Raw genomic sequence first — 24,431 nt, forward strand, 5'->3', positions numbered from 1 at the left:
GGGTTATTTTTTGAAAGTTGTGACGTTAGTCACACTCCCTAAGGGGGCTTTCCCATCCAGCGGGAGAGCACCCGATCGATCTCCTCGAGCACGACCGCTCACGGGGAATCGAGACTCCACCCGAAAACAGGGTTCAGCCTAAAATCGGAGAGTAGTATATAAAAGAAGCAACCGACCGAGAGTGTTGCCACTCAGGAGGCCACCGGCTACAGGTGTTTCCGAGCGACCGTGTTCTGCACGGGACCGTACGCCCGGTCATAGGTCACAATCGCGTTGAGGAACCGTCGTGAGTCGAGCCCGGCGTCACACCACGCGCTGTATCCTTCCTCGAGCACGTCGGGAAGGTACTCGCCGGTTGCCGCGGAGTTCTTCGACTGAGTGAGCACTGTCCGGATACGAATCCGAACGCGGTCGTCACGGTCATCCATCCCGGCGACAACCTCAGCGCCGTAGCGGTTCAGCCAGTTCTGCAGCGCCCGACCGGATCGCTCCAGGTCGCGCGGATCGACGTTCAGCACGTTCTCGATTCGACCGGCGACCGAGTCTACCACGTCGTCTGCGATGCTCACCAGCTCGCGCACTTCCTGCGCGATCTTCGAAGAAACCCACTTCACGACACCGCCGTCGTTCTCGAGGAGTCCCGAGAGACGTTGGAGAACGCGGTAGATCGTCGTGGAGGACCAGCCGGTTCCGTCCTCCAACTCACCGACTCTCGTTCCACCGTCGGTGAGTGCCAAGTGCTCGAGCACGTCGTGGTCAGCGTCGGTGAGCCGCGAGAGCGTCCGCATGATGACCGAGTCCTGAGACGCTTCGATCTGTGGGGTCGGGTCATCCCACAGCGCAATCGTCCGGTCGGACGCGACCGCGCTGAAGTGGTCGTCAGCGATGAACCACATGCCCGGCCGAGTCGGGATGTCCGCCCACGAAAGGACGTTCAGCAATTTCTCTTCCAGGTCACCAACCAGATCGTGCCGGTCGTCCCACGCGACCGCCTGATCGCGGTTCAGATTCTTCTTGTACAGCGCGCCGAGTTTCGGGTGGTACAGCGGGTCACCGTCCGAACTTTCTCGGACGTACTGCGGGTGATAGTGCTTCAGTTGAAGCCCTCGAGGACGGTGCTGGCTGTTCGGGAACAGATCGGTGATCGCCGACCGATCGAGCCGGAGCTGGTGGTTGTAGCCGACCACGTCCTCGTTGTTCGAATCGTAGACGACGTGCGAACCCTCGATGTCGGCCGAGAGCATGAACAACCGCATGAAGACGCCGTCGCGCCTGACGAGTTTCTTCGCCTGATCGCGGTCGATTCTCAGATACCGCTCGTGCTGGGTTATCGTCGAGAACTTGTGTGGCTCTTCAGCGAAGTACTTGCGCGACCAGTCGAAGCCGACTTTCTCGCAGACTCGGCGCATCACCCACTTGAACACGTGCGGTATCTCGTCTAACTCGAGGTTGACCACGTTCTGTAGTTTGACGTTTGTCGCGGGTCCCAACGTCGCAGGGACGCTGTCAGGACGGTTCTCGTCGGACCACGCGAGTCGCGGCTGTACACAGACCGGAAGCTTCCGCTCACCCTCGCCGTAGGCGTTGATGTCGTACTCGAGAAGCGAGTTTACCGTGTCTGCCTCGCGCGGAGACAGACCCGACTGGTGGAAGCCCATCGACACCTCCCACGTCTCGGTTCCGTCTTCCTCGAGGCGGGGCACTTCTATCTCGATCTTCGAGACACCGCCGTCGATGTGGTTGTACAGCTGGCGGACTGCCCAGTACGGCGATGACCCGTACTCACCATAGAGGAGATTACCGCGCGTCTCGTGGGGCGCGCTCGCGACGGAACTCACCGCCGGTCCTCCTCCGCGAGATCGCGGCCGCAGTACTCACAGCGGAAGATGCAGTCGCTATCGCGGCTGCAGGACGGACAGCGAACCGTCATTGCCACCGCTCCGGGTTACCACCGTGCCGACCGGACGCACCGTTCCACGGGTCCGGAATCGGAACGTCGAGACCGCCCGCGGAACCGCGCTGTAGACGAACCAGCGTATCGCACTCGTGACAGCGGTGTGCGCGGTCCTCGCGATCACCGTAGACGCGGCGGAAGTCGCGGGTGACGTGTGACCCGCAGTTGAGACAGCTGCTCTTTCGGCTCTCCGAGTCGAGCAACATCATGCCGACCACCCCGTTGGCGCGGCCCGACCGCAAGACAGCGGCGACCTGCGTTCCGTTTCGTGGTGGACTCTTTTTCCGCCCCTGCTCGCGAGTATATATACCCGCGATGAGACCTGCCGGTAGAAGACGTGAGTCGGACGTTTTCTACATATAGAAAACGCCAAAAATTTGGACGGACCCGACGGGATTTGAACCCGCGACATCTTGGTCCGGAACCAAGCACTCTGTCCACTGAGCTACGGGCCCTCAGCGGAGAGAGCTACACGGCACCGACGTAAAACCGTTGTGGAACCCACGCCGGCGGCCGATTACGTTCCGGTCGCGTCGGCGTCGACGACGCTGTGTTTCCACGTGCCGCGGGTGAACCACGCCGTGGCCGCAATCGCGCCGAGAATCTGTCCCACGGCCATCCCGAGCCAGATGCCCGTCTCGGCGAACCCGAACTGGAACGAAAGCAGGTAGACGATTGGCACGCGGCCCAACCAGAGCGCGAACAGCGAGAAGCCGAGGGCGGTCTTCGTGTTCCCCGCGCCGCGGTACGCGCCGAGGACGACTTGGAGGACGCCGATGAACCCGAATTCGAACGCCCGGATGCGGATGTACTCGACGCCGAGGTCGATGGTCTGGGCGGCCGACGCGGTCCCGGTTTGGAGGAAGAACGCGACGACGGGTTCGGCGAAGACGTAGGCGAGCACGCCGGTGACGAGCATGACGCTCGCGCCGACCTTGGCGGCGAGCCAGACGGCGCTCTCGGCGCGGTCGGGTTTCTGTGCGCCGAGGTTCTGGCCGACGATGGTGTTCGTCGCTCGTCCGAGGCCGAGCGCCGGGAGGAACACCAGCGACGTGAGGCGGTTGCCGAGGCCGAACGCGGCGACGACTTCGGGGTTGAACGTGACGACCATCGCGGTGAGTGTGATGAAGCCGAGGGCGGTGGCGGACTGCTCGATGGCGCTCGGGACGCCGATATCGACGATTTTCTTGATGTACTCGAACTGCGGGCGGAAGTCGCCGAGCTGCACGTCGGGGCCGGCGCTCGTCCCGAAGATGACGTAGATGCCGATGATGGTGGCGACGGCGCGCGAGAGAACCGTCGCGTACGCCGCGCCGGCGACTTTGAACCCATCAAAGCCCGTGGCGGTGAAGAGGCTCGCCTGAAGACCCTCTAATCCGAGCATCGAAAACAGCGGATTGGCGTCGAAGCCGAAGATGAACACGGGGTCGATGACGATGTTGATGACGACGCTGATGAACATCACGACCATCGGGGCGCGGGTGTTGCCGTAGCCGCGCATGAGCGCGGAGAAGACGAAGAAGCCGAAGAGGAACGGCAGGCCGAGGAAGAACACGCGCATGTAGTCGCCGGCGAGGGGGATGACCTGCCCGGCGGTCGCCTCCGAGCTCGGGAGGACGCCGAGCATCGCGTCGGTGGCGAAAAAGCCGATGACGCCGACGACGACGGCGATGACGGTGATGAACGTGAGCGTCTGCCCGGCGACGGTCCCGGCGGAGCCCTCGCTTTTCGCGCCGGTGTACTGCGCGACGAGCGTGCTCCCGGCGACGGTGAAGCCGCCACCGACGGAGATGAGCAGGAAGATGAGGGGAAATGCGAGGCTGATGGCGGCGACGGCGTCGGTCGAGAGCCGACCGAGCCAGACGGTGTCGGCGAGGTTGTACGCCACCTGGAGGAGTTCGGTGACGATAATGGGCCACGCCAGTTCGAACATCGGCCGTTTGAGGTCGCCTTCGGTGAGGGAACCTCCTTCGGGGAGGGACACTGAACAGGTGAGACACGCGGAGACCGTTTGAAAGCGTCGATAGGCGTCTTCACCCCTCGGATTCACCTCGCCGACAAGCGGGAGCGACCGGGAGCGACAGCCGCGAACCGTGAACCGCGAACCGCGACCCTCGGTGCCGAACGGGACGGGCGCGGCTCACCGAAACGGGTGGCGTCGAGAGAAACGGTGGGTGGTTGCGGTTCGTCGCGTTACGGCGCTTCGCCGGTCTCGATGGCGAAGTCGGCCTTCGGGTAGGCGACGCAGGTGAGCGTGTAGCCGTTGTCCATCTCCTCGTCGGAGAGGGTCTCCTGCGTGTGGTGCGTGATGTACTCCTCTGCCGGGCCGTCGGTAATCTTCGCGGCACAGGAGACACAGGAACCCTGCCGGCACGCATAGGGGAGGTCCATTCCGGCGTCTTCACCCTGGTCGAGCACCGTCTCGTTGCTCGCCAGTTCGATGGTCTCGCCCTGCTTGACGAACTCGACTTCGAAGTACTCGACTTCGTCTTCGGGCATGTCGGCGGGGCTCGGCTCTTCTTCCGCCTCCTCGCCTTCGAGTTCGGCGCCCTCTTCGCCGCCCGCGACCGCGGCGACGCCGCCGCCCCCGCCGATGGAACGGTTCATCGGCTCGGGGAAGTCGGTCTCTGCGACGGTCGCCGCGCGGCGTTCGAGGACTTCCTGTGTGATGTCGGCGGTCGGCTCCCAGCCGGTGCCCTTCGAGTAGTGCAGGGCGACGGCGAGGAGTACCAGGACCAATCCGGCCCCGACACCCACCAGACTGATGACTGCCATACCGGCGGATATGGAGGGAGGGGTTAAGGAAATTGTGATTGTGGCGGCACCCGCGGGCGGTCGATTTCACCGCCGAGACGCGGGTCTCACGCGGATTCCTACAATATCGAGGCCGCCCCCGGTATCGCGGTCGCGCCGACGGGGGCCGGCGTCAGACCCCGTCAGTCGTCCTTCCGCGCGACCTCGTGGCGGCCGAAGCCGTACCGGAGCCGGTTGGCGAGGCGACGGGAGAAGCGGTCGTCGGCGCGGGAGCCGAACCGCTCGGCGAGCGACTGGTAGATGAGCGGGACCGGGACCTCCTGTTCGAGCGCCTCTTGGACCGTCCACGTGCCCGTCGAGCCGCCCGCGACGTGGTCGTCCACGTCGCCGAGGTCGCTTCCCTCCTCGCGGAACGCCTCCTCGCAGAGTTCGAGGAGCCACGAGCGGATGACCGCGCCGTTGTTCCACGTCTGCGCGACCGATTCGAGGTCGAGGTCGTACCGGCCCTCGGCGAGCAGTTCGAAGCCCTCGCCGTACGCCTGCATCAGCGCGTACTCGACGCCGTTGTGGACCATCTTCACGTAGTGGCCGGAGCCCGACTCGCCCATGTGGCCGTGGCCGGCGGGGCCGGTCGCCACTGCGTCGAAGACGGGAGACAACTCGTCGTAGGCCCACTGCGGGCCGCCGACCATGAGCGAAAAGCCGAGTTCGGCACCGGCGGGGCCGCCGGAGGTGCCGCAGTCGAGGTAGGCCGCCGAGCACGCCTCGGCGCGTCGCACGGACTCCTCGAAGTGGGAGTTGCCGCCGTCGACGACTACGTCGTCCCCGTCGAGATGCGGGTCGAGGTCGTCGAGGGTCGCGTCCACCGCGTCGCCCGCGGGGACCATGAGCCAGATTCGCTTGTTGTCGCCGAGCCGGTCGGCGAGGTCGGCGACGCTGTCCGCGGGTTCGGCACCCGCGTCGGCGGCCGCCGCGACGGCTTCCGCCGAGAGGTCGAAGGCCACGACCTCGTGCCCGGCATCGAGCACTCGGTCGACTACGATGCGCCCCATCCGGCCGAGGCCGATGACGCCTAGTTGCATGCGTCGGCATCGTCCGCGGGGGGTGGTAGTGGTTGTGGTTTGGCGCGTGCGCGGTCGCCGTCGAGACCGACCGCTCAGAGCCGCGCCAACAGCGCCTCGGCCAATCGGTCGCCGGCGTCGTCGTCGGTTCGGAAGAACAGTTCGGGCTCGATGAGTTCGACTTCGAGGAGGAGGAAATCGTCGCCGCGCTCCACGCCGTCGACGCGGGCGTACAGCGGCGGGTCGCCCCCGAGGTGGGCCGAGACGGCGTCGACGACGCGCCGGGCGTTGTCGAGCAGCGTCTCGCTCGGCTCCTCGACGTGGACGCTCCCGCCGTGTTTCTCTTGGACGCGGTAGTCGCCGGGTTCGGGGCGCTTGACCACCGCGTGGCTGAACTCGTCGCCGAAGAAGACGAGCGACCACTCGCCATCTTCGATGTCCGGCGCGAACTCCTGAACCAACACGTCCTTTTCGGCGACGAGGTCGTCCACCCACGGCTGGGCGTCGGCGGCCTCCGCGCGGCTCAACTGTCTCGTCTCGAACGCGCCCGCGCTCACGGCGGGCTTGACGACGAGCTCGTCCCACCCTCGCGTCTCGAAGACGGCTTCGAGGGACACGTCGCCGCCGCGCTCGACGTACTCGGTCGGCAGCGTCGAGACGCCGGCGTCGGCGAGGTCCCGCAGGTAGAACTTGTGGCTGTTCCAGTCGAGCGTCGTCGGCGGGTTCCACACCGCGCAGTCGGCGTCGGAGAGGCGGTCGACCCACGCGGCGTAGGCCCTCGGATGCCGGTAGTAGTCCCAAATCGACCGGACGACCACGGCGTCGAAGCCGTCCCAGTCGACCGACTCGTCGGACCAGACGACCGGCTCCGCCGCCACGTCACGCTCCCGGAGCGCCGCGAGGAACGAGGCGTCGTCGTCGACGAGTCCGGGGAGGTCCTCGGAGGTGGCAAGTGCGATGGAAGTCACGGGGGTGGATGGCAGACATCGGGCGATAAGCGTTCTGTAACGCTCGGTCCGTTCGCCGCAATCACCGCTTTCGGGACCGCGGTCGGGCGGCTTCGCGGCCGCAGACGCCGACGTTTTTACCGTCCCGTGCGAGGCTCGGGTATGGACGAACGCATCCACGAGCACGCCGCGGTGCTCGTCGACTGGAGCGCGCGAATCGAGGCCGGCGACGACGTGGTCGTCTCCGTCGGTGAGGGAGCTCACGACCTCGCGGTCGCCGTCGCCGACGCCCTCGGCGAGCGCGGCGCGAGCGTCGTCACGACCTACGCCTCCGAGGAGGTCCAGCGGGCGTACCTCCGCGCGCACGACGGCGACTTCGACCTCCCCGAACACGAACTCGCCCTCTACGAGACCGCCGACTCGGTGCTCTTCCTCGGCGGCACTCGCAACACGGCGGCGACCGCCGACGTGCCGACCGAGACGCGGCAGGCCTACGGCCGCGCCACGAGCGAGGTCAAAGAGGCGCGCATGGACACCGACTGGGTCTCGACGGTCCACCCCACCCGCGCGGCGGCCCAGCAGGCGGGCATGCCGTTCGAGGAGTACGCCGACTTCGTCTACGACGCGATTCTCCGCGACTGGTCGGAACTCGCCGACGAGATGGCGAACATGAAAGACGTGCTCGACGCCGGCTCGGAGGTGCGCATCGTCAAGGCGGACACCGACCTCACGATGTCAATCGAGGGCCGCACCGCGGTCAACTCCGCGGCCTCCGTCGCCTACGACTCCCACAACCTCCCGTCGGGCGAGGTGTTCACCGCACCCGTCGAGGACGCGGTCGAGGGCGAGGTGTTCTTCGACGTGCCGATGACGCTGGAGGGCCAGCGCGTCGAGAACGTCCACCTGACGTTCGAGGGCGGCGAAGTGGTCGACTTCTCCGCGGGCGCGGGCGAGGACGCGCTCGCCGGCATCCTCGACACAGACGAGGGCGCGCGCCGCCTCGGCGAACTCGGCATCGGGATGAACCGCGGTATCGACCGCTTTACCGACAGCATCCTCTTCGACGAGAAGATGGGCGACACCATCCACCTCGCGGTCGGGCGGGCGTACGGCGCGTGCCTCCCCGAGGGCGAAGACGGCAACCAGTCCGCAGTCCACGTGGACATGATAACCGACATGAGTGAGGACTCGCGCATCGAGGTCGACGGCGAGGTCGTCCAACGAAACGGCACGTTCCGCTGGGAAGACGGGTTCTGAGCCGTCACACCGACGGATTCTGAACCCGCCGTCCGCCGGGGTTGAGACGGTTAAGATACCATGTTCAACGGTAACTTTGCGCTTACTAAAACCGTCTGAGGACGTAGCTGTCGGCTATGGCGCGATTCGGCCGAACGAGGCGGCGGTTCCTCGAACTGGTGGGGAGTGGTGCGGTAGTGGGTGTCGCTGGCTGCCTCGGTGGTGGCGGCGAACAGGAGACGGAGACGACAACGACAGCAGAGGAGACGGACGACGACCACGACGAGGAACGTCCCGAGGGCGTCTCCGCGGAGGAGTTCGAACACGGCCCGGTTCCGGAGGCCTACCGGACGGCGCTCTCGCAGGCGAACGAGCAGCGGGACCCTGAGAACCTGTTCACGAAGGAGGCGGTCAAGTTCCAGGAGGCGGACGACGCCGTCGAGGCGGGCCTCACCGAGGCCGGACGAGACTGCGGCAACTGCGCCGAGTACATCCCCGACAAGAACGGCGACGGCTTCGGTGCCTGCGCGAAAGTCGAGGGCTACGTCGACCCCGCAGACTGGTGTTCGCTCTGGGAGTCTATCGAGGAAGCCGAAGGCGAGACGGGCGGAGACGAGACCGCATCCGTCGCGTGAGGCTCACTCCTGAGCCACGCCGATGTTCTTCAGCGACCCGCCGCACCGCGGACAGACCTGCTCGTAGACGCCGTGTCCCGAGCGGTGGCCGCAGGCGGTACACTCGTACCACGAGCGCTCGACGAGCGTCGTCGGCTCCGCCTCGACTAACATCTCCGTCCGGCGTTCGACGAGCGCATCGGTCCGGCGCTCGACCAACTCCGTCGGGGGCCGTTCGACGAGGTCTGTCGGCTCGGGGCCGACCAGCGCCCTGGATTTGGCTTTGACGAGGTCTGCAGGCTCACGAGTGGTGATATCGTTGCTCATGAGACGATATACGCAGTGTCGGATGTTAACTCTTGCCAGCACCTGTCGTTCCTCCCTGACGCCGCCGAATTCGGCCGTTTCGCCCCGATTCGGCGGGTACGGTCCCGAGACGCGCTTTCGACGTACTTTTTATCCGCGACCGTTTTCATCCGCGCATGGCAGAATTCATGGTCGTCGTCGCCGACCCCGACACCGGTGCGACCTACCAAGTCGACGTCGAAGGACAGGACGCAAACCGATTCCTCGGCCGCGACCTCGGTGACGAGGTCGACGGCGCGGCCGTCGGTCTCGACGGCTTCACGCTCGAACTGACGGGCGGTTCGGACAAGGCCGGCCGACCGATGCACCCCGACGTGCCCGGCGGCGCGCTCAAGGAAATCCTCGCCAAAGACGGCATCGGCTACAAGCCGTCCCGCGACGGCGAGCGCAAGCGCGTCACCGTCCGTGGCCGCGAGGTCTCCGGCGAGACCGTCCAGATCAACGCGAAGGTCGTCTCCGGTGAGGGCGACGTCGCCGCCGCCTTCGGCGAGGGCGACGACGAAGAAGCGGACGAATAACGCCGTCTCACTCCTCTCTTTCCCGTGCCAGAGCAACTGCCCTCCGACCATCCGTCGGTCCAGACGTTCCGCGCGAACATCGCCCGGAGCGGCGGTACCCGTCGCCCCTGTCTGCGCGTCCCCGACGACGTGACCGCCGAAGACGGCGATTTCGTTCGGCTCCACCTCGACGGCACCGCCTATCACGCCCGCCTCTCGGCCGACGCCTCGGGGCTCGTGATTCGCGGCGCGTACGACAACAAGCGCCTCGCGCGCACCCCGAACAACGGCGAGAATCGGCTCGTCGAGTGGTGCCGAGAACACGACCGGGCCGACGGCGACGCCGTCGAACTCGACGAACTGGACGACGGCTACCAGTACGGCCTCCGCGTGCCGGGCGTCCGGCAGGTGTACCGCGTCACCGAGCGGCCGAACGACTCGCTTTCGAGCATCGCCGAGAAGTTCGGCCTGTCCGACGAGTGACCGGTCGCACTCCGAGACACGCCGCTTTTACGCGCCGACCGCCCTAGGCGGGGTATGAGCAAGGTAACGGAGTACCTCGCAGGCGAGCGCCTCGACGACGTGGCGCTCTATCTCACCCACGAGTACCTCGACAGCCAGGGCAAGCTCCCGAACATGGGCGTCGAAGTCGAAAACGGCTACGTCCTCGTCGTCCCCGGCGACGACGGCCGCCGGGCCTTCGCGGCCGGCACGGGCATGGACGCCATGGAGTTCGCCCAGACCGCCATGGGCAACGACGGCGACATCGACGACGACCTCAGCGGCGGCACCTGCCCCGAGGCGGCCTCCGAGGAGAACCACGAGGTGAAGTTCATCTTCTCGTTCGCCGAGGCGCAAAACGAGGAGGTCGGCGGCATCTACGAGGAGGGCGACGTGGTCCACGCCTACGCCAAGTGTACCTGCGGAACGACGTACTCCGACCGCTGGGTCGTCGACGACGCGTAATCGACCTCCGTTTTTCCACGCCGCGTTTCGAGTTCGGCTTCGACGTTAGCGCTCGGTCTCGACGCCTTCGTCGTCCGCCTCGTCCGCGTCGTCGGTTTCGGCTTCCGCTTTCTCGACCGCGTCGGCGACCTGCTCGAACGCCCGGAGGATGACGCGCTTCGTCGTCGCGCCCTGCGTCGTCCAGTGGTGGGCGTAGTCGAGCATGTCGTCGTAGATGTCGGGCTTACAGCCGGCGGCCTTCGGGTGGCCGCCGCCGTTGACGAGGTCGGCGACCTCGTGACAGCGCTCGAAGTCGTCGGAGCCGCGGATGCTGGCGCTCCCGGCGGGCTTGACGACGACCGCCGCGTCCGCGCCCGCCTCGCGGAGGGCGTCGGCGACCTCGTTCTGGGAGCATCGTCCGTAGGTAACGCCGACCGTCCAGTCGCCGACGGTCTTCAGTTCGGCGCGGTCGACGGCGGCTTGGATGAGGTTCTCCTTTTCGACGCGGCGGTGGGCGATGTACTCCTCGACGACCGGCGGGAGGTCCGCGCCGTACGCGCCGACGACGGCGACGTACTCCTCTTTCGAGGTCCAGTAGGCGTAGTCCGCGAGGTCCTGACTCCGCTCGTCTTCGTTCAGCCAGAGGTCGTGGTCGCGGGTGACGGCCGCGAGTTCCGAAAAGCGCTCGTCGAACTCGTAGTCGAGTTCGCGGAGCGTCACGTCGGTCGAACACTCCTCGTCGGACTCACCGACGACGAGGTCGACGCCGGCATCGCGGACCGCCTCGGCCACCTCGGGCTTCCACTGGTGGTGGTCGTACCAGTGAATCTCGCCGGCGGTCTCGACGAGCGCGGCCAGTTCCTCCTCGACGTACTCGAACTTGTCCGGACAGAGGTCGCAGACGTACACCTCGACGCCCTCGGGGGCGTAGTCGGCGACGCGCTGGAGGTCGTCTTCGAGCGAGTACGGGCTCGACCCCATCAGCGCGACCGGCGATTTCGGTCGCTCTTCTTCCTCCTCGTCTTCCTCGGCGAGGGCGGGTTCCTCGTCGTCTTCGTCCTCGTCGCTGAGTTTCTCCTCGATTCGCGCTTCGAAGTCGGCCACGTCGAGGGCCGCATCGTAGGCTTCCCGGAGGAGGGCGACGCAGCCGAGTCCGTCGGCGTCGGTGTCGGTGACGACCGCGACCGACGCGTCTTCGAGTTTCTCCTTGGCGCGCTCTTCGGCGCGTTCCTCGTCGAACGAGTCGGGGTAGAAGAATCCGGCTCCGGGGAGCACGGACTTGCGGGGGAGCGAGAGCTGAGAACTGTCGATGAGCTCGTCTTCCATACGCCGAACTCGGGCGCGACGGGGAAAACTCCTCCCGATTCCGTCGGCGGCGACCACATCGAGCGTCTCGCGGCCCGCGACCGAACCGAGTCCCGCAGCCCACTCAGGCGGCCTCGTCGCTCAGTAAGGAGTCCGTCGTCCCCTCTTCCAACTGGCGGACCGTCAGCACCGGCACCGGACAGGTCCGGACGACGCGCTCGGCGACGCTCCCGATGAGAAAGCGGTTCTCGCCGTGGCGGCCGCGGGTGCCCATGGCGACGGCGTCGGCGTCCACCTCGCGGGCGTAGTTCGAGATTTCGGCGGCGGGGCGGCCCTCTCGAACCGCGAGGGTCACGTCGCGGTCGGTCGCGGCCTCGACCTCGGCGAGCGCCTCCTCGCCGCGCTCGGTGAGCGCGTCGCGCATCTCGTCGCGGAGTCGCTCCGGCGCGGTCTCCACGTCGCCGGCGTCGACGACGTACAGCGCGTGGACCGACGCGTCGAACCGCTCTGCGAGGTCGACAGCGACGCGGACCCCCCGGCGGACGCTCGCCGAGCCGTCGGTGGCGATGACGATGGTGTCGAACATGCCTACGGGTTCACAGTGGGGCGGCATAAAACCAGTCTGGGACGACCGACCGTCGGGACCGTGGGGTGAGTTTTTTGTCGTCGCCCGACGCAGGTGGGGACATGTCACCGCGCCCGCTCTCTATCGACCTCGTTCTCGTGCCGGTCGACCAAAGCGACGAGGCGACGCGCGCGGCGGAGTACGCCGCCGCCGTCGCGGCCGAGTACGACGCCGCGGTCCACGCCGTCCACGTCCTCGGCGAGGACGTCGTCCGCGCCATAGAGCAGGGCGTCGTCGACGAGGACGCCGTCGCCGAGGACAGCAAGGCCGTCACCGACACGGTCTCGGCCCTCGCCGACGAGGCCGACGTCCCGGTCACCTCGTCGGTCGCCTACGGCTTCTCGCGAACGAGCAAGCTCCGCCACCCCGGAAGCGTCGTCCTCGACACCGCAGAAGAGCTGAACGCGGACTTCATCGTCGTGCCCCGAGAGCCGGTCTCGGGCGACCCCGGCGAAGTGCTCGCCAAGGCCGCCGAGTACGTTCTCCTGTACGCCAGCCAGCCCGTCCTCTCGGTCTGAACCGCAGGTCGTTGTCGCCGTGACTCGCCGTCGCCCTCAACCTCCCTCGTCGTCCGGGGGTTCGGCGAGTCGGATGGTCATCTCCAGCTCGAAGCTCTCTGCGTCGCTCGTTTCGAAGCCGACGGTCTGGTAGAGGCCGACCGCCGCGCGGTTCCAGCGCTCGACCGTGAGCCACACCTTCTCGACGCCGGACACCCGGCCGTAGCCGAGCAGCGCCTTGATGAGCCGCGTGCCGATACCGGCGCGCTGGTACGTCTGGTGGACGAAGATGGCGAGTTCGTAGGCGTCACCGTCGGGGACGAGCGTCGCGTGACCGGCCACCTCGCCGCCGTCCCACGCGATGACGTTCAGGCAGTCCTCGTCGAGGATGTTCTCCAGCCAGTCGCGGATGCGGTCCTCACGCCCCGGCGGGATGCCCTGCGCCCGGTCCGAGGGGTCGAACGCGTCGTACATCTCGACGAGCGCCTCCATCTCCTCGTCTGAGCCGTCGTAGGCGCGCACCTCGATGGTGCGGTCTTCCCTGTCGGTGAACGACAGTGGCGGCGCGTCGTACGGGTCGGCGACGGCGTCGGAGAACGTTCGGTCGCTCATCGTACTAGGGTGACGGTCACGTGGGAGTTCAGCAGGACGAACTCCGCGATGCTACCGATCTGTATCTTCCCCATCGGACTCGTCTCGCCGCCGCCGAGCACTAGTTGGTCGAACCCCTCGTTCTCGGCGAGGTCCACGAGGGCGCTCCCCGCGTCGCCGTCGAGCAGACGGACGGTCGCTTCGACGCCCCGTTCGTCGAGCAGTTCCGTCACCCGCGTTTCGATGTCCTCGCGCGAGCGCTCGACCGACGGGTTGTCGACGATGGCGACCGTGAGGTCGTCGTCCACGTTGGCCGTCCGTTCGACCGTCTTTTCGAGCGCTCGGATGGAATCGTCGCTGCCACCGATTCCGAGCAGTACCTTCATGATTCCCAATCTCGCGGTCGCGATAGAAAACCCTTGCCCGGAATCGGGGGGCGACACCCCCGCCGGCGGGGGGACCGCACGTCGCGGAACCCTTTTCGGCCGTGCCGCGGTAGCCCGCGGTATGACAGACGAGTCCGACGAGTTCGAGACGGGCGCGAGCGACGCCGAGGAGGGGGCTCGCCCCGATGCGGACACGCGAGCGGAGGCGGACGAAGCGGCGGCAGACGCGGCGGCGGCAACTGCGGAGTCCGCCGCCGCGACCGAGAGCGCTCCGGCCGACGATGACGCGACCGACTCCGAGGCCGACGAGGTCGCGACCGACTCCGAGGCCGACGCCGCCGGAGCGGGTTCCGACGCTGAAGGTACTGAGGACGCCGAAGACGCCGTTCCGGAGGACGTACAAAAGTACGCCCGGTTCAAGAAAGTCGACGGCGCGCAGTACGACCGCGTCAACGACTTCCTCCGCCAGCGGACCTACGTGACGGCCCGCGAGTGGGCCATCGCGCGGCTCTGCGCCGACTTCCGGACCGAGACGGGCGTCGAGATGACGAAAATCGGGAACAACCTCCCCGAGCTCGTCCCCTTCATGACCGACACCTACACCCCGCAGGCGGTCAATCAGGCCCGCTCGGCGTTCCGAGACAAGGTCCGGAAGTCGGGAGCGACGTTCCTCTACGGCGCGATGTCGGGATTCTTCACGGCCGAGGAACTCGACGAGATGATGTACGAGGTGACGGAAATCGCCAAGTTCCTGCTCGAAGTCGAGGGCGTCGACCTCTCGGTCGAAGAGGAACTCGAAGCCGAAGAGCGCATCTCCAGCGTCATGCGCGAGGTCCGCGAGGCGAGCACGGAACTGCGACAAGAAGAGCTGTCGGACGAGGAGTGAGCCCTCGCGGCCGGGGTCGGTTCGGAGCCGACTCCGCACCGACTCGGAGTCAGGGGAAAAGCGGGTCCGGTTCCGACTGGACTAACTCGACGCGTCGGTCCGCCTCGACCGGCCGGACGTAGAGGCGCAGTTCGCCCTGTTCTCGCGCCTTCGTCGCCATCGCGTCCACTCTGTCCAGCCCGTAGTACAGCGGGACGACGACGGCCTTCGACGCCGCGGCGTCCTGGACGACTGAGACGACGAACACGGTGTCGTCCTCGCGGGCGCGGTACACGTCGTAGCGGTCGAAGGCGGCCGATTCGACCCACGTCGACAGCGACTCGAACTCGCTTCCGGGGACGAGCACGTCGAAGCCGACGCGCTCCGTCGCCTCGGGGAGGGTCGCCGGCGGCAGCACCGTCACATCGCCGGGATGGAGCACGAGCGTCTCCCAGCCCTCGTCTTCGTACTCGGCCGCGGTCGCCTCGGCGTCCTCCACGACCGTCTCCCAGAACGACAACAGTCCCGTGAGTGCGTGCGGTTCGTCCGCGTTCGGGTCACGACCTCGGGGAGGCGTCTGCTCGTCGGTCATGCGTGTCACTCCCTCGGGGTGTCGGACGGGAAAAGGATTCGCTTGCATCGGGGTCGTCCGACTCCCGGCCGACGCCCCGGCCGCGACGGAACTGCTATCTGTCTCCCCGCCGACAGTCGGCCCGATGCGATGGTCGCTCCGCGCGGTCCTCGGCTCGCTCCAACTCCCCGTCGCCGGTGTCGGGGGCGCGCTCCTCGCGTTCGTCTGGCGGACCGCCGTCACGATGCCTCCGCCGCCGCCCGGAAGCGACGGCTTCGCCCACGGGCTCGCGGGCTTTTTCCTCCTCGTGTTCGGGCTCGTCGGCTTCGTCCTCCTCGCGGGCGGCCTGCTCATCCCGCCGGGACCGGGCTACGGCGTCGAGTTCACTCGCAACCAGCGCTGGCTGTTCGCCTACGCGCTGGTCTCGCCGGCCCTCGCCGTGGGTGGCTTCCTCGCAACCGTCGTCGCGTCGTCCGCACTCGGCGGGTTCGGCGGCCTCGCCGGGTCGGCCGTCTCGCTCGTCGTCCTGACAGCGCCGCTCGCGGTGCTCGTCGGCGTCGGCTGGAAAGGCGCGCAGGTCGCGGCTGCGCGGTTCTGAGGGTTTCGGGCCGCAGTCGCACTCAGTCGCGGACGTTCTCGCCGGCGACTTCGCCGAACCCATCGCCATCCCAGACGAACTCGCCGCGGAGCATCGTCCACTCGGGGAACACGCCGGTGTGGCCCTCGAACGGGGTCCAGTCGCACTTCGAGTGGAGGTCCGCGCCGCGAATCTCGCGGGCGGCGTCGAGGTCGTAGAGCGCGAGGTCGGCGTCGGCGCCCGCCTCGATGCGGCCCTTGCGCGGCAGGTCGAACACCTCGGCGGGGTTCGCGGCGACCACGTCGCGGACTCGTTCGACGGTGAGGTCGCCCTCGACGACCGCGCCCAGAAGCAGGGGCACCATCGTCTCGACGCCGGGGACGCCGCTCGGGGCGTCGAGAAGCGACTGTTCTTTCTCCTCGCGAGTGTGGGGCGCGTGGTCCGTGGCGACCATGTCGATGCGGCCGTCGGCGAGGCGCTCGAACATGGCCTCGCGGCGCTCCTCGGAGCGCAGCGGCGGGTTCATCCGACCGTAGGTGCCCAGTTCGGCGAGGTCGTCGCGGGACAGAAACAGGTGGTGCGGCGTCGCCTCGCAGGTCGCGCCGCCGTCGCGGGCGGCGTCGACGCCCTCGGGCGTGCTCGTGTGGGCGACGTGAATCTGCGCGCCGGTCTCGCCGCCGACGCGGACGGCGCGCTCGACGGCGGCTTCTTCGGCCTCGGCGGTGCGGTAGGCGCTCCACGCGTCGGCGTCGGCGTCGCGGCCGACCCCGCCGAGGTCGCCCTCGATGGCGGACTCGTCGAACAGGTCGGCGTCCTCGGCGTGGACCGTGACTGGCACGCCCGCCTCGCCGGCGCGTTCTGCGGCCTCGGAAAACAGGTCGGCCTCGATGCCCATGTCGCCGGTCGAGTCGGCGAGGAACACCTCGCCGAGGGCGAAAAGCGGGCGGTCGAGGAGGCTGTCGGGGTCCCAGTCGGCGGTGACGCCGCCGTTGATGCCGTAGTCGATACACGACTTCGCGGCGCGCTCGGCCTTCGCGTCGAAGCCCGCGCCGTCGGTCGTCGTCGGGTCGGTGTTCGGTTGGTCGGCGACGGTCGTCACGCCCCCCGCGGCGGCGCTCCGCGCGCCCGTCTCCCACGTCTCTTTGTGTTCGAATCCCGGTTCGCGGAAGTGGACGTGCACGTCGATAGCACCCGGTAGAAGCAGGTTCTCTTCGGCGTCGACGGTCTCTTCGTCGGCGACGGGGTCGAGGTCGCCGACCGCCTCGACGGTCCCGTCCTCGACGCGGACATCGACCACGCGGCCGTCGGCCAGCGTCGCGTTCTCGATTCGCATACGAGGGGGTGCGACGCGCCGGGTGCTAAGTCCGGCGGTTCGGGTAGTGACCGCGGTTCGGAGAGCGGCCGCGGCCGGCCGCGTCGGCGCGTCGTCGGTTACGCCCGGAGTCGCTCACGCGATGTCGACCGCGTCCTCGACTCGGGTCGCCGGGTCGCCGACGAAGACGGCTTCGAGGGCGTCGCAGACTGCGTCCGAACTCGCCGGGCCGCCGGCGTCGGCGACGCTGCCCACCGAACCCGGGTCGAAGGGGACCTCGATGGCCTCGTAGACGGGCGCGAGCACGTCGGCAATCTCGTCGCGGTCGGCGACGACGACCACGCCGGAGACGAGCGCGCTCTCTTTTCGGACCCGCTGGGCGATACCGCAGAGCTTCCCGCCCGCTTGGACCGAGTGGTCGCCGGGGCAGTACGAGTTCGCTGGCTCGCCCCGCCGTGCGGGCACGCCGAGCGTTCGCAGGGCGCGGACGACGGCGGTCGTTCCGGCCTCGTACCGCGCGTCGAGTCCGCTTCGGGCGTCGTCGAGCGGGAGCGCGTGAGCGAACGCGACGGTGGTTCCCGTGTAGGCTACGGCCCGGCCGCCGACGGAGCGCTCGATTGCCGGAAACCCGCGCTCCTCGGCGGCGGCGACGGCCTCGTCGTACCGCGGGGCGCGGGTGTCGCGCCTGCCGAACGCGAGCTGTCGGTGCGGCGTCCACGCCCGGAAGGCCGGTTCGCCCGTTTCGCCCGCCTCGCGGAGCATGGCCGCGGTGACCGCCCGGTCTGCGTCTCGGTCGGGCCCGCGGCCGCGGATGACGCGCATGCCCGAAGGAAGCACCCCGACGTACCTAAGCACACCCGTCCCGTCCCGACGACCATGCTGCGACTGCCGCGGTCGGTCCTCTCGCACTTCGAGCGCTTCTCGCTCTACAACTCGCCGTACCCCGCCCACGACAGCGGCTGTGCCGTCGACCTCTACGTCGCGGACGACGACCCGGTGGCCCGCTCGCCCGTCGCGGGCGTCGTCCGCGAGACGCGGACCGTCCGCGCGCCCGACAAGCCCTACGCCCACGACGACGAGTACCTCGTGCTCGTCGACGTCGACGCCGAGGCCACCGGGCTGGACTGGCTCGGCGACGCCGGCGACGACCCCCGCGACGGACTGGTGGCGCGAATCCTCCACGTCCGACCTGACGTCGCCGCGGGCGACGAGGTCGCGGTCGGCGACTCGCTGGGACGGCTCGTCCGCTCCGGCTTCTTCGCCCCGTGGGTCGCGAACCACGTCCACCTCGGCTTCCGCCCCGCGGACGCGAACCAGCACCGCGCTCGGGGGTCGCTCCCGGTTTCGACCGACGTGACCGTCTCGCCGCTCGACTGGGACGGGACGGGAACCATCGTCGAGACGGCCGAGACGTTCGTCGTCCTCGACGCCCCGACGCGCGCCGATGCGGACGTCGGACCGGACGAGTTCGTCGGCCTCGCCAGCGACGAGGGCGTCGTCCTCGACGGGGGCCTCGCCCACTACGGGTTCGGTGGCACGCTCTCCCCCGTCGCGGACGGGCAATCCCTGTCGCTCCTCGGCGAGCGAGTCGGTCGGACCGCCGGCCGGGACGTTCCGTGGGCCGACTTCGACGTGCTCGTCGACGGACTTCGTATGACTGGGTTGTCATTATTCGCGTCCCGAATCGACTTCGGGACCAAGGTCGTCTGTCCCGGCCACGACCTCGCCGTCGGCGACGAGGTGTCGGTCGCGATTCGCCCCAGCGACGACCCGGTGCGCCTCGATTGATTCGACAGAAATGATTTAATACTAACACGAACGCGCCGCCCGGTGCCGACCGACCGACTCCCTCCATTTTGGGGTTAGTTTTTAAATGCCTTTACTATGAAAGGCCGAGCCTCCGCAAAAAATATCCTTCGCTCGTCCGTATTTTTCTCTGTTTGTGAGACTCGATATACGAACGTGCACCGTCGCTTCGGTCTTCGACGCCGCCGTCTCCGTGCCGCGATGACCGACGACCGCGACACCGGGTACGAGGTCGAACTCGGTCACCCGCTGGCCGGCGTGTCTCCCGATGCGACGCTCGAAGACCCCGAATTCGAACTCACGTTCGTCGGCGGTATCCCGGTGTCGGGCGAGCCGGTTCCCTACTTCGTCGCCCGCGGGAGAGACCGCGAGGAGCTCGACGACTTCCTCGACGACCACGTGAACATCGAGTGTTTCGAGCCGGTCTCCGACGGCCCCGAGGGACGGCTCTACCGCTGTGAGTGGGCGACTCACGAGGGCGGCATCATCTCGGCGATTCGCGAGTGCGACGGCATCGTCCGGCAGATGGTCGGCACGAGGTACGGCTGGTCGCTGTCGGTGTACTTCGCGTCGAACGAGCTGACTACCCGGTTCCACGACGCGTGTCTCTCCCGCGACATCGATATCGACGTGCGCCGGGTCGAACCGGCCCGCCTCGACGAGCGCCACCCGCCCGACAGCGACCTCTCGGAAAAGCAACTCGCGGCGCTTCGGCTCGCCTTCGAACGGGGTTACTTCGAGACGCCGAAAGAGACTGGCCTCGACGACATCGCGAGCCGATTGGGCATCAGCGAACAGGCGCTCTCACAGCGACTCCGGCGAGCGCTCCGACACCTCGTCGGCTCGGCGATAGACGATATCGACGATATCGACGACATCGACCGCGACTCGCGGTCCGAGTGAAGAGCCGACGACGCGTCAGAACGGGACCGTGGTGGGGATGTGGCAACCGGGCGCGGATTGCCACGGTGGTGTCGAGAGTGAACCGCGACGGAGGCGACCTGCGGTCTCTCCGGCGGTGCGCCCGTGTGGGGGGTGCCACCGACGCATATCGGTACGCCGATTCTAGTAATATATCTGACCCTTGTGTGGACAATCGGTATTTAAGCGGCGTCGAAGTAATCGAGGTACTCCGAGGCGAACGCACGGACCTCGTCGTACGTCGGCGGCGACCCGTTTCGGACGAAGTGTCCCGCGACGGCGTTGCCGACGACGAGGGACTCCGCGCGGCCGAGGTCGAGGACGTGCGCGAGCGCGAGTCCGGCGTTGAAGTGGTCGCCGGAACTCGTCGTCAACACCGGGTCGTCCGTCCGGGGAACGCCGACGGTCGCGGCCCCCTCGTCGTCGATGAGGTGGGCCGCTTCGATGCCGTGGCCCGCGAAGCGGCTGACGCCGAGGTGGTCGAACGCCGCCTGCGACTCGCGGCCGAAGTCGTCGCTCTCGACGCCCGCCAACCGCGCGAGATAGCGCGTCTCGTAGCGGTTCGCCGACGCGACGACGCGCACCGCGTCGTCCAGCGCGGACACCTGTTCGACGCCCGCGGCGACCACCTCGGGCTCCCGCTTTCTGAGGTCGCCGGGGTCCAAAAGCAGCGTCTCCGGCGGGTCCGACAGCGTCGGCCACAACTCCTCGCGGAGGCCGCGGGCCACGTCCGGTAGCTCGGGCATCTCCGACCAGTAGCCCATCCCGACGAGTTCGGTCCCGTCGACCAACTCGGCCAGTCGGTCGAGGCCGACCCGCGACTCGATTCCGGCCCAGTCGAGCGTCATCAGCGCGCCGATTTCGGTGAGCATCAGCTTCCCGTCGTCGAACTCGACGGCGTCGGTGTAGCCGGGCGACCCGAGCGTCTCCAGCGGGAGGTGGCCGAACTCCTCGACGAACGGCTCTTCGACCGGGTCGCCGAGACAGCCGACGACCCCGGGCTCGAACTCCAGTCGGTCGAACGCGCGGGCGAGGTGACTCACGTGCCCGCCGGTTCGGACGTTCGACTGAATCCACTCGAAAGAGAGCGAACTCTCGGCTTCGACCGAGTCGTTCACGCGGTCGGCGAACGCTTCGAGCGTCGGCACCCGCTCGTAGGCGTCGGCCGACTGCCGCTCGGAGACGAACTCCCGAACGCGGTCGATGTAGCCGTCGAACCCGAACAGCACCCGCCCGCCGTCGACGGTCTCTGGGAGCGACTCCCGGCAGGATTCGACCGCGCGGACCGTCGTCTCGTCTGGGGTTTCCATGGCGCCCCGTTCGGACGACCCCCAATTAGTGTTGCCGCCGGCGGCGACACTCTCGCGGCGTCAGCGGTCGTTTTCGGAGGCCGTCAGCGGTCGCTCTCCGTCGTGATTTCGAACCGCGCGCCGCCGGCGTCGCTCTCGACGAACCAGACGCTCCAGCCGTGGGCGTTCACGACGCTCATGACGACGCTGAGTCCGAAGCCGGTCCCCTCCGAACTCGTGGTGTAGCCCGCCTCGAAGATTCGGGGGCGGTCGTCCGGCGGAATCCCCGGGCCGTCGTCTTCGACGTAGAACCCGTCGCGGTCGCCGAGGGGGCCGACGCTGACGGTCACGTCGTCGCCGCCGTGACGGATGGCGTTCGAAAAGAGGTTTTCGAGGAGCTGTCTGAGCCGCCCGCGGTGGGCGTCGACCGCGACGTCGCCGTCGACGGTGAGCGTCGCTTCCGGCGCGTCGCTCGCGGCGGTCGTCCACGCTTCCTCGGCGACGGAACCGAGCGACAGCCGTTCGGCCTGCTCGACCGTCTGGCCGTTTCGCGCGAGCGCCAGCACGTCCTCGACGATGCCGGCCATCCGCTCGTGGGCGTCGGCGACGCGGTCCAACTCGTCGCCGTCGTCCCGCTCGCGAGCGAGTTCGAGGTAGCCCATCGCCGCGTTCAGCGGGTTCTTGAGGTCGTGGGAGACGACCGACGCGAACGATTCGAGCTGCTCGTTCTGGCTGGCGAGTTCGCGCTCGCGCCGCCGCAGGAGCTGTTCGCGCTCGACCCGGTCCAAGACCGCGCGGGTGTTGGCGGCCAGCACCTTCGCCAGCGCGATGCGCTGGTCGGCCAGCGAGCCCTCGTCGAGGGAGGCGACGAAGAACACGCCGTGGTCGTGAATCGGAACGATGAGCTCCTCTCTGACCCCGGCGTCGAGGATGAACCGCTTCGGGTTCGACTCCACGTCCCGGTAGAGGTTGTGCTCGCCGCGCTCGAACACCTCCCACGTCAGGCCGGTCCCCCGCGGAATCGGCGGCACGTCGCCGAATACCTCCCACGCCTCGTCGGTGAACGCCGCGGGGACGAGCGCGTCAAGCGACTCGTCGTACAGGAGGACGCCGCTAATCGCGTAGTCGAGGACCTCGGTGGCGGCCTCGCGGACGATTTCGGCGACCTCCTCGCGGCTCGTCGCGCCCGTCAGCCGCCGGGTCGAGGCGTGGAGCGCGTTGAGCCGCCGTTCGTACCGCTTTCGCGCCGTGACGTCCGTCGAGATACCCACCGCGCCTTCGACAGCGCCGTCGTCGCCGACGATGGGCGAGACGGTGAACTCGACCACGTAGTTCCTCGCCGGAAGCGACAGCTCGATTTCGAACCGCTCGCGGTCGCTCTCGCCGTCGAGGATGGCGTCGAGGGCGGCCTGGGCGCGTTCGTACTGGTCGGCGGCCAGATACCCGGCGTCGCGGAGCGCAGAGATGTGCCGGCCGACGAACGCCGACATGGGGATGGTCGTCCGCGACAGCGCGGTCTCGTTGATGAACTGGACGACGCCTTCGCCGTCGACCACGTACGCGCCCTGCCCGATGCTCTCGACGATGGTCTCGTACCGTTTGAGCCGCTGTTCGTAGCTCCGCTGCTCGGTCACGTTCCGCGAGGTGACGACGAACCCGCCCACCGAGGTGTCCGCCTGGTTGCTTCCGACGGATTCGAGCCACGTCCACGACCCCTCGGCGTTCCGGTGGCGGTACCGGACGGGGTCGGTCCCGTCGGCCCCCGTCTGGAGCGCGTGGTCGAAGACGGCCTCGACGCGCTCCCAGTCGTCGGGGTGAATCACGTCTGAGACGCGTCTTCCGACCAGTTCGCCGGGGTCGAAGCCCAGTACGTCGGCGGCGGAGGGGCTCTGGTACTTGATTCGCCCGTCGGTCCCGACGAGGGTCACGAGGTCGCGCGCCAACTCCACGAGGCCGCGGAACTGCGCCTCCGTCGCCCGCTGTTCGGTCACGTCGCGCATGGAGACGAGGACGCCGTACGAGCCGTGGTACTCGATGTCCTTGACGTTCGCCGCACACTCGCGGACGTCGCCGGCGGCGTCGACGAGGCGGACTTCGTAGCTCACGGGCGCGTCGCCGCCCCGCCGTCGCGTCTCGGAGATGCGCCTGACTTTCTCCCGGTCGTCGGGGTGGATGACGTCCAGGAGCGCGGTCTCGGCGAGTTCGTCGTCGCTCCGGCCGGTGAGTTCGGTCAGCCGGCGGTTCCAAAAGCGGAAGTCGCCGTCCTGCGCGATGAAGATGGCGTCGTGGCTCTGCTCGACGACAGTCCGGTACAGCGAGTTCGAGTCGCGCCCGCTCGACGCCCACCGTGAGAACTCGATGGTGCGCTCGATTCGCGCGGCGACTGCGGCGGCCGCCTTCCGCGTCTTCGGCAGGCTGACGACGATAGCCCCGCTTCCGTGGGCCGACCCGCCGGCGGCCGCGGTCCCGCGGGTGACGAGGAAAAAGACGGGGACGACGCCGACTCGGTCGCGGACGCGGGAGACGAACTCGGTGTCCACGTCGCCGCAGAGGACGACGCCGCCGACCCCGTCGTCGAGGGCGTCGAACACCGCGTCCGGTCCCGCGCAGGTCTCGGTCGTGAAACCGCGTCGCTCGACGGCCTCGACGAGGTCGACGGGGCACTCGTCGACGAGGACGACGCGGGAATCGCTCATACCCGTACCAGTCCGGGAAACTGTATATATCTCACGTGATACCGACCTGACGAGTGTCCGACGAGACCGCCTCCGACCGTCGGTTACATGCCATTTGACACACTCGTTCGTGACATGACCGAGGACTTTCCCGCCGAGGCCGCGGCAATCGTCCAGCGGCACATCGAGGACGAACACGGCTACCTGTCGTGGCTCAACACCCGCGTCGACGCCATCGAGCGCGGCCGCATCGTGATGACCATCCCGTACGACGAGAAGCTCACTAACACCGTGTCGCCGCCGACCATCCACGGCGGCATCGCGGCGACGCTCATCGACACCGCGGGCGGCATCGCCCTCCGAACGATGCTCGACGACCCGCTCGCCGGCGGCGTCGCCACCATCAACCTCAACGTGAACTACCTGCGGCGGGCGTCGGGCGACCTGACCGCGGTCGCCGAGGTCGTCCGCGCCGGTGGGTCGGTCGGCGTGAGCACCATCACCGTCGTCAGCACCGACCCCGAGGAGGACTCGGACGTGGCCGCCCGGCAGTCGCCGTCGAGCGACTGGAACGACGCCGTCGCCACCGGACAGGGCGCGTACCGGCTCTTTCGGGAGTGAGGAGCGGCTACGGTCG

27 protein-coding genes and 1 tRNA gene are annotated in these 24,431 nt (G+C 68.0%); 11 read left to right on the forward strand and 17 right to left on the reverse strand.

Features of this window, described 5'->3' with window-relative positions:
* Positions 1 to 206: 206 nt before the first annotated feature.
* From BN984_RS00245 to BN984_RS00275, 7 genes are all read right to left on the reverse strand, one after another.
* Positions 207 to 1,838 (reverse strand): DUF7845 domain-containing protein, encoded by a 1,632-nt coding sequence (locus tag BN984_RS00245; protein WP_049967384.1) that lies wholly within the window; start codon positions 1,836 to 1,838, stop codon positions 207 to 209.
* An 88-nt stretch (positions 1,839 to 1,926) separates the two neighbouring features.
* Positions 1,927 to 2,163, reverse strand: a complete 237-nt coding sequence (locus tag BN984_RS19885) for a DUF7563 family protein (RefSeq protein ID WP_081909213.1) — start codon at positions 2,161 to 2,163, stop codon at positions 1,927 to 1,929.
* Positions 2,164 to 2,336: 173 nt separating this feature from the next.
* A tRNA-Arg gene (locus BN984_RS00255) sits at positions 2,337 to 2,409 on the reverse strand.
* Between the two features lie 62 nt (positions 2,410 to 2,471).
* Positions 2,472 to 3,938, reverse strand: a complete 1,467-nt coding sequence (locus BN984_RS00260) for an MATE family efflux transporter (protein WP_304999687.1) — start codon at positions 3,936 to 3,938, stop codon at positions 2,472 to 2,474.
* Between the two features lie 209 nt (positions 3,939 to 4,147).
* Complete coding sequence (locus BN984_RS00265; protein WP_049913683.1) at positions 4,148 to 4,729, reverse strand: 2Fe-2S iron-sulfur cluster-binding protein; 582 nt, start codon at positions 4,727 to 4,729, stop codon at positions 4,148 to 4,150.
* Between the two features lie 161 nt (positions 4,730 to 4,890).
* Complete coding sequence (gene gnd / locus BN984_RS00270; protein ID WP_049967385.1) at positions 4,891 to 5,790, reverse strand: phosphogluconate dehydrogenase (NAD(+)-dependent, decarboxylating); 900 nt, start codon at positions 5,788 to 5,790, stop codon at positions 4,891 to 4,893.
* 74 nt (positions 5,791 to 5,864) lie between these two features.
* Positions 5,865 to 6,737 (reverse strand): ATP-grasp domain-containing protein, encoded by an 873-nt coding sequence (locus BN984_RS00275; protein ID WP_008096637.1) that lies wholly within the window; start codon positions 6,735 to 6,737, stop codon positions 5,865 to 5,867.
* Between the two features lie 141 nt (positions 6,738 to 6,878).
* On the opposite strand from BN984_RS00275, the gene BN984_RS00280 reads away from it, so the two are divergent.
* Positions 6,879 to 7,973: an aminopeptidase gene (locus BN984_RS00280; protein ID WP_008096635.1), complete on the forward strand. Its 1,095-nt coding sequence runs from the start codon at positions 6,879 to 6,881 to the stop codon at positions 7,971 to 7,973.
* Positions 7,974 to 8,089: 116 nt separating this feature from the next.
* The gene (locus tag BN984_RS00285; RefSeq protein WP_049913682.1) at positions 8,090 to 8,587 is read left to right on the forward strand and encodes a high-potential iron-sulfur protein; all 498 of its coding nucleotides are present in this window, start codon (positions 8,090 to 8,092) and stop codon (positions 8,585 to 8,587) included.
* A gap of 3 nt (positions 8,588 to 8,590) precedes the next feature.
* Here the strand turns inward: BN984_RS00285 and BN984_RS00290 are convergent, their stop codons facing one another.
* Positions 8,591 to 8,893, reverse strand: coding sequence for a rubrerythrin-like domain-containing protein (locus tag BN984_RS00290; RefSeq protein ID WP_004976476.1), 303 nt, complete (start codon positions 8,891 to 8,893; stop codon positions 8,591 to 8,593).
* Positions 8,894 to 9,048: 155 nt separating this feature from the next.
* Here BN984_RS00290 and BN984_RS00295 point away from each other — a divergent pair, with 155 nt between their 5' ends.
* From BN984_RS00295 to BN984_RS00305, 3 genes are read left to right on the forward strand one after another with little or no spacing between them, the layout of a single operon-like run.
* Positions 9,049 to 9,450: a 30S ribosomal protein S6e gene (locus tag BN984_RS00295; protein WP_004976475.1), complete on the forward strand. Its 402-nt coding sequence runs from the start codon at positions 9,049 to 9,051 to the stop codon at positions 9,448 to 9,450.
* Between the two features lie 24 nt (positions 9,451 to 9,474).
* A complete protein-coding gene (locus BN984_RS00300) occupies positions 9,475 to 9,912 on the forward strand; it encodes a DUF7112 family protein (protein ID WP_008096630.1) in 438 nt (145 codons plus the stop codon).
* 54 nt (positions 9,913 to 9,966) lie between these two features.
* The gene (locus BN984_RS00305) at positions 9,967 to 10,395 is read left to right on the forward strand and encodes a DUF5807 family protein (protein ID WP_008096628.1); all 429 of its coding nucleotides are present in this window, start codon (positions 9,967 to 9,969) and stop codon (positions 10,393 to 10,395) included.
* Between the two features lie 45 nt (positions 10,396 to 10,440).
* Here the strand turns inward: BN984_RS00305 and BN984_RS00310 are convergent, their stop codons facing one another.
* Together BN984_RS00310 and BN984_RS00315 are read right to left on the reverse strand one after the other, a co-directional pair.
* Positions 10,441 to 11,700, reverse strand: a complete 1,260-nt coding sequence (locus tag BN984_RS00310) for a DHH family phosphoesterase (protein WP_049967386.1) — start codon at positions 11,698 to 11,700, stop codon at positions 10,441 to 10,443.
* Between the two features lie 103 nt (positions 11,701 to 11,803).
* A complete protein-coding gene (locus BN984_RS00315) occupies positions 11,804 to 12,265 on the reverse strand; it encodes a universal stress protein (RefSeq protein WP_004976471.1) in 462 nt (153 codons plus the stop codon).
* A gap of 101 nt (positions 12,266 to 12,366) precedes the next feature.
* Between BN984_RS00315 and BN984_RS00320 the strand changes: the two genes are divergently transcribed.
* Entirely contained in the window at positions 12,367 to 12,822 is a 456-nt protein-coding gene (locus tag BN984_RS00320; RefSeq protein ID WP_004976470.1) for a universal stress protein, read from the forward strand.
* Between the two features lie 36 nt (positions 12,823 to 12,858).
* Here the strand turns inward: BN984_RS00320 and BN984_RS00325 are convergent, their stop codons facing one another.
* Positions 12,859 to 13,413, reverse strand: coding sequence for a GNAT family N-acetyltransferase (locus tag BN984_RS00325; protein ID WP_008096624.1), 555 nt, complete (start codon positions 13,411 to 13,413; stop codon positions 12,859 to 12,861).
* The gene (locus BN984_RS00330; RefSeq protein ID WP_004976468.1) at positions 13,410 to 13,778 is read right to left on the reverse strand and encodes a universal stress protein; all 369 of its coding nucleotides are present in this window, start codon (positions 13,776 to 13,778) and stop codon (positions 13,410 to 13,412) included. The genes BN984_RS00325 and BN984_RS00330 overlap by 4 nt, the downstream gene beginning before the upstream one ends.
* A 121-nt stretch (positions 13,779 to 13,899) precedes the next feature.
* Here BN984_RS00330 and BN984_RS00335 point away from each other — a divergent pair, with 121 nt between their 5' ends.
* Entirely contained in the window at positions 13,900 to 14,664 is a 765-nt protein-coding gene (locus BN984_RS00335; RefSeq protein ID WP_049967387.1) for a DUF5806 family protein, read from the forward strand.
* Between the two features lie 49 nt (positions 14,665 to 14,713).
* Here the strand turns inward: BN984_RS00335 and BN984_RS00340 are convergent, their stop codons facing one another.
* Positions 14,714 to 15,235 carry a DUF7529 family protein gene (locus BN984_RS00340; RefSeq protein ID WP_008096618.1) on the reverse strand — a complete coding sequence of 174 codons (522 nt, stop codon included), beginning with the start codon at positions 15,233 to 15,235 and terminating at the stop codon, positions 14,714 to 14,716.
* A 124-nt stretch (positions 15,236 to 15,359) separates the two neighbouring features.
* Between BN984_RS00340 and BN984_RS00345 the strand changes: the two genes are divergently transcribed.
* Positions 15,360 to 15,812, forward strand: a complete 453-nt coding sequence (locus BN984_RS00345; RefSeq protein WP_049967388.1) for a hypothetical protein — start codon at positions 15,360 to 15,362, stop codon at positions 15,810 to 15,812.
* A 22-nt stretch (positions 15,813 to 15,834) separates the two neighbouring features.
* Here BN984_RS00345 and BN984_RS00350 read toward each other — a convergent pair whose 3' ends face one another.
* Positions 15,835 to 17,124, reverse strand: a complete 1,290-nt coding sequence (locus tag BN984_RS00350; protein ID WP_049967389.1) for a dihydroorotase — start codon at positions 17,122 to 17,124, stop codon at positions 15,835 to 15,837.
* Positions 17,125 to 17,238: 114 nt separating this feature from the next.
* Positions 17,239 to 17,925 carry a lipoate--protein ligase family protein gene (locus BN984_RS00355; protein WP_008096611.1) on the reverse strand — a complete coding sequence of 229 codons (687 nt, stop codon included), beginning with the start codon at positions 17,923 to 17,925 and terminating at the stop codon, positions 17,239 to 17,241.
* 54 nt (positions 17,926 to 17,979) lie between these two features.
* Between BN984_RS00355 and BN984_RS00360 the strand changes: the two genes are divergently transcribed.
* Positions 17,980 to 18,891, forward strand: a complete 912-nt coding sequence (locus tag BN984_RS00360; protein WP_049967390.1) for a hypothetical protein — start codon at positions 17,980 to 17,982, stop codon at positions 18,889 to 18,891.
* Between the two features lie 219 nt (positions 18,892 to 19,110).
* Positions 19,111 to 19,812 (forward strand): helix-turn-helix domain-containing protein, encoded by a 702-nt coding sequence (locus tag BN984_RS00365; protein ID WP_049967391.1) that lies wholly within the window; start codon positions 19,111 to 19,113, stop codon positions 19,810 to 19,812.
* Between the two features lie 200 nt (positions 19,813 to 20,012).
* Here BN984_RS00365 and BN984_RS00370 read toward each other — a convergent pair whose 3' ends face one another.
* Both BN984_RS00370 and BN984_RS00375 read right to left on the reverse strand, forming a co-directional pair.
* Positions 20,013 to 21,140, reverse strand: a complete 1,128-nt coding sequence (locus tag BN984_RS00370; RefSeq protein WP_008096605.1) for a carbohydrate kinase family protein — start codon at positions 21,138 to 21,140, stop codon at positions 20,013 to 20,015.
* Positions 21,141 to 21,223: 83 nt separating this feature from the next.
* Positions 21,224 to 23,815 carry a PAS domain S-box protein gene (locus BN984_RS00375; protein ID WP_008096603.1) on the reverse strand — a complete coding sequence of 864 codons (2,592 nt, stop codon included), beginning with the start codon at positions 23,813 to 23,815 and terminating at the stop codon, positions 21,224 to 21,226.
* A gap of 114 nt (positions 23,816 to 23,929) precedes the next feature.
* Here BN984_RS00375 and BN984_RS00380 point away from each other — a divergent pair, with 114 nt between their 5' ends.
* Entirely contained in the window at positions 23,930 to 24,415 is a 486-nt protein-coding gene (locus tag BN984_RS00380) for a PaaI family thioesterase (RefSeq protein WP_008096600.1), read from the forward strand.
* The last annotated feature ends 16 nt before the right edge of the window (positions 24,416 to 24,431 follow it).

It is taken from the genome of Haloferax prahovense, from assembly GCF_000723845.1.
Lineage (GTDB): Archaea > Halobacteriota > Halobacteria > Halobacteriales > Haloferacaceae > Haloferax > Haloferax prahovense.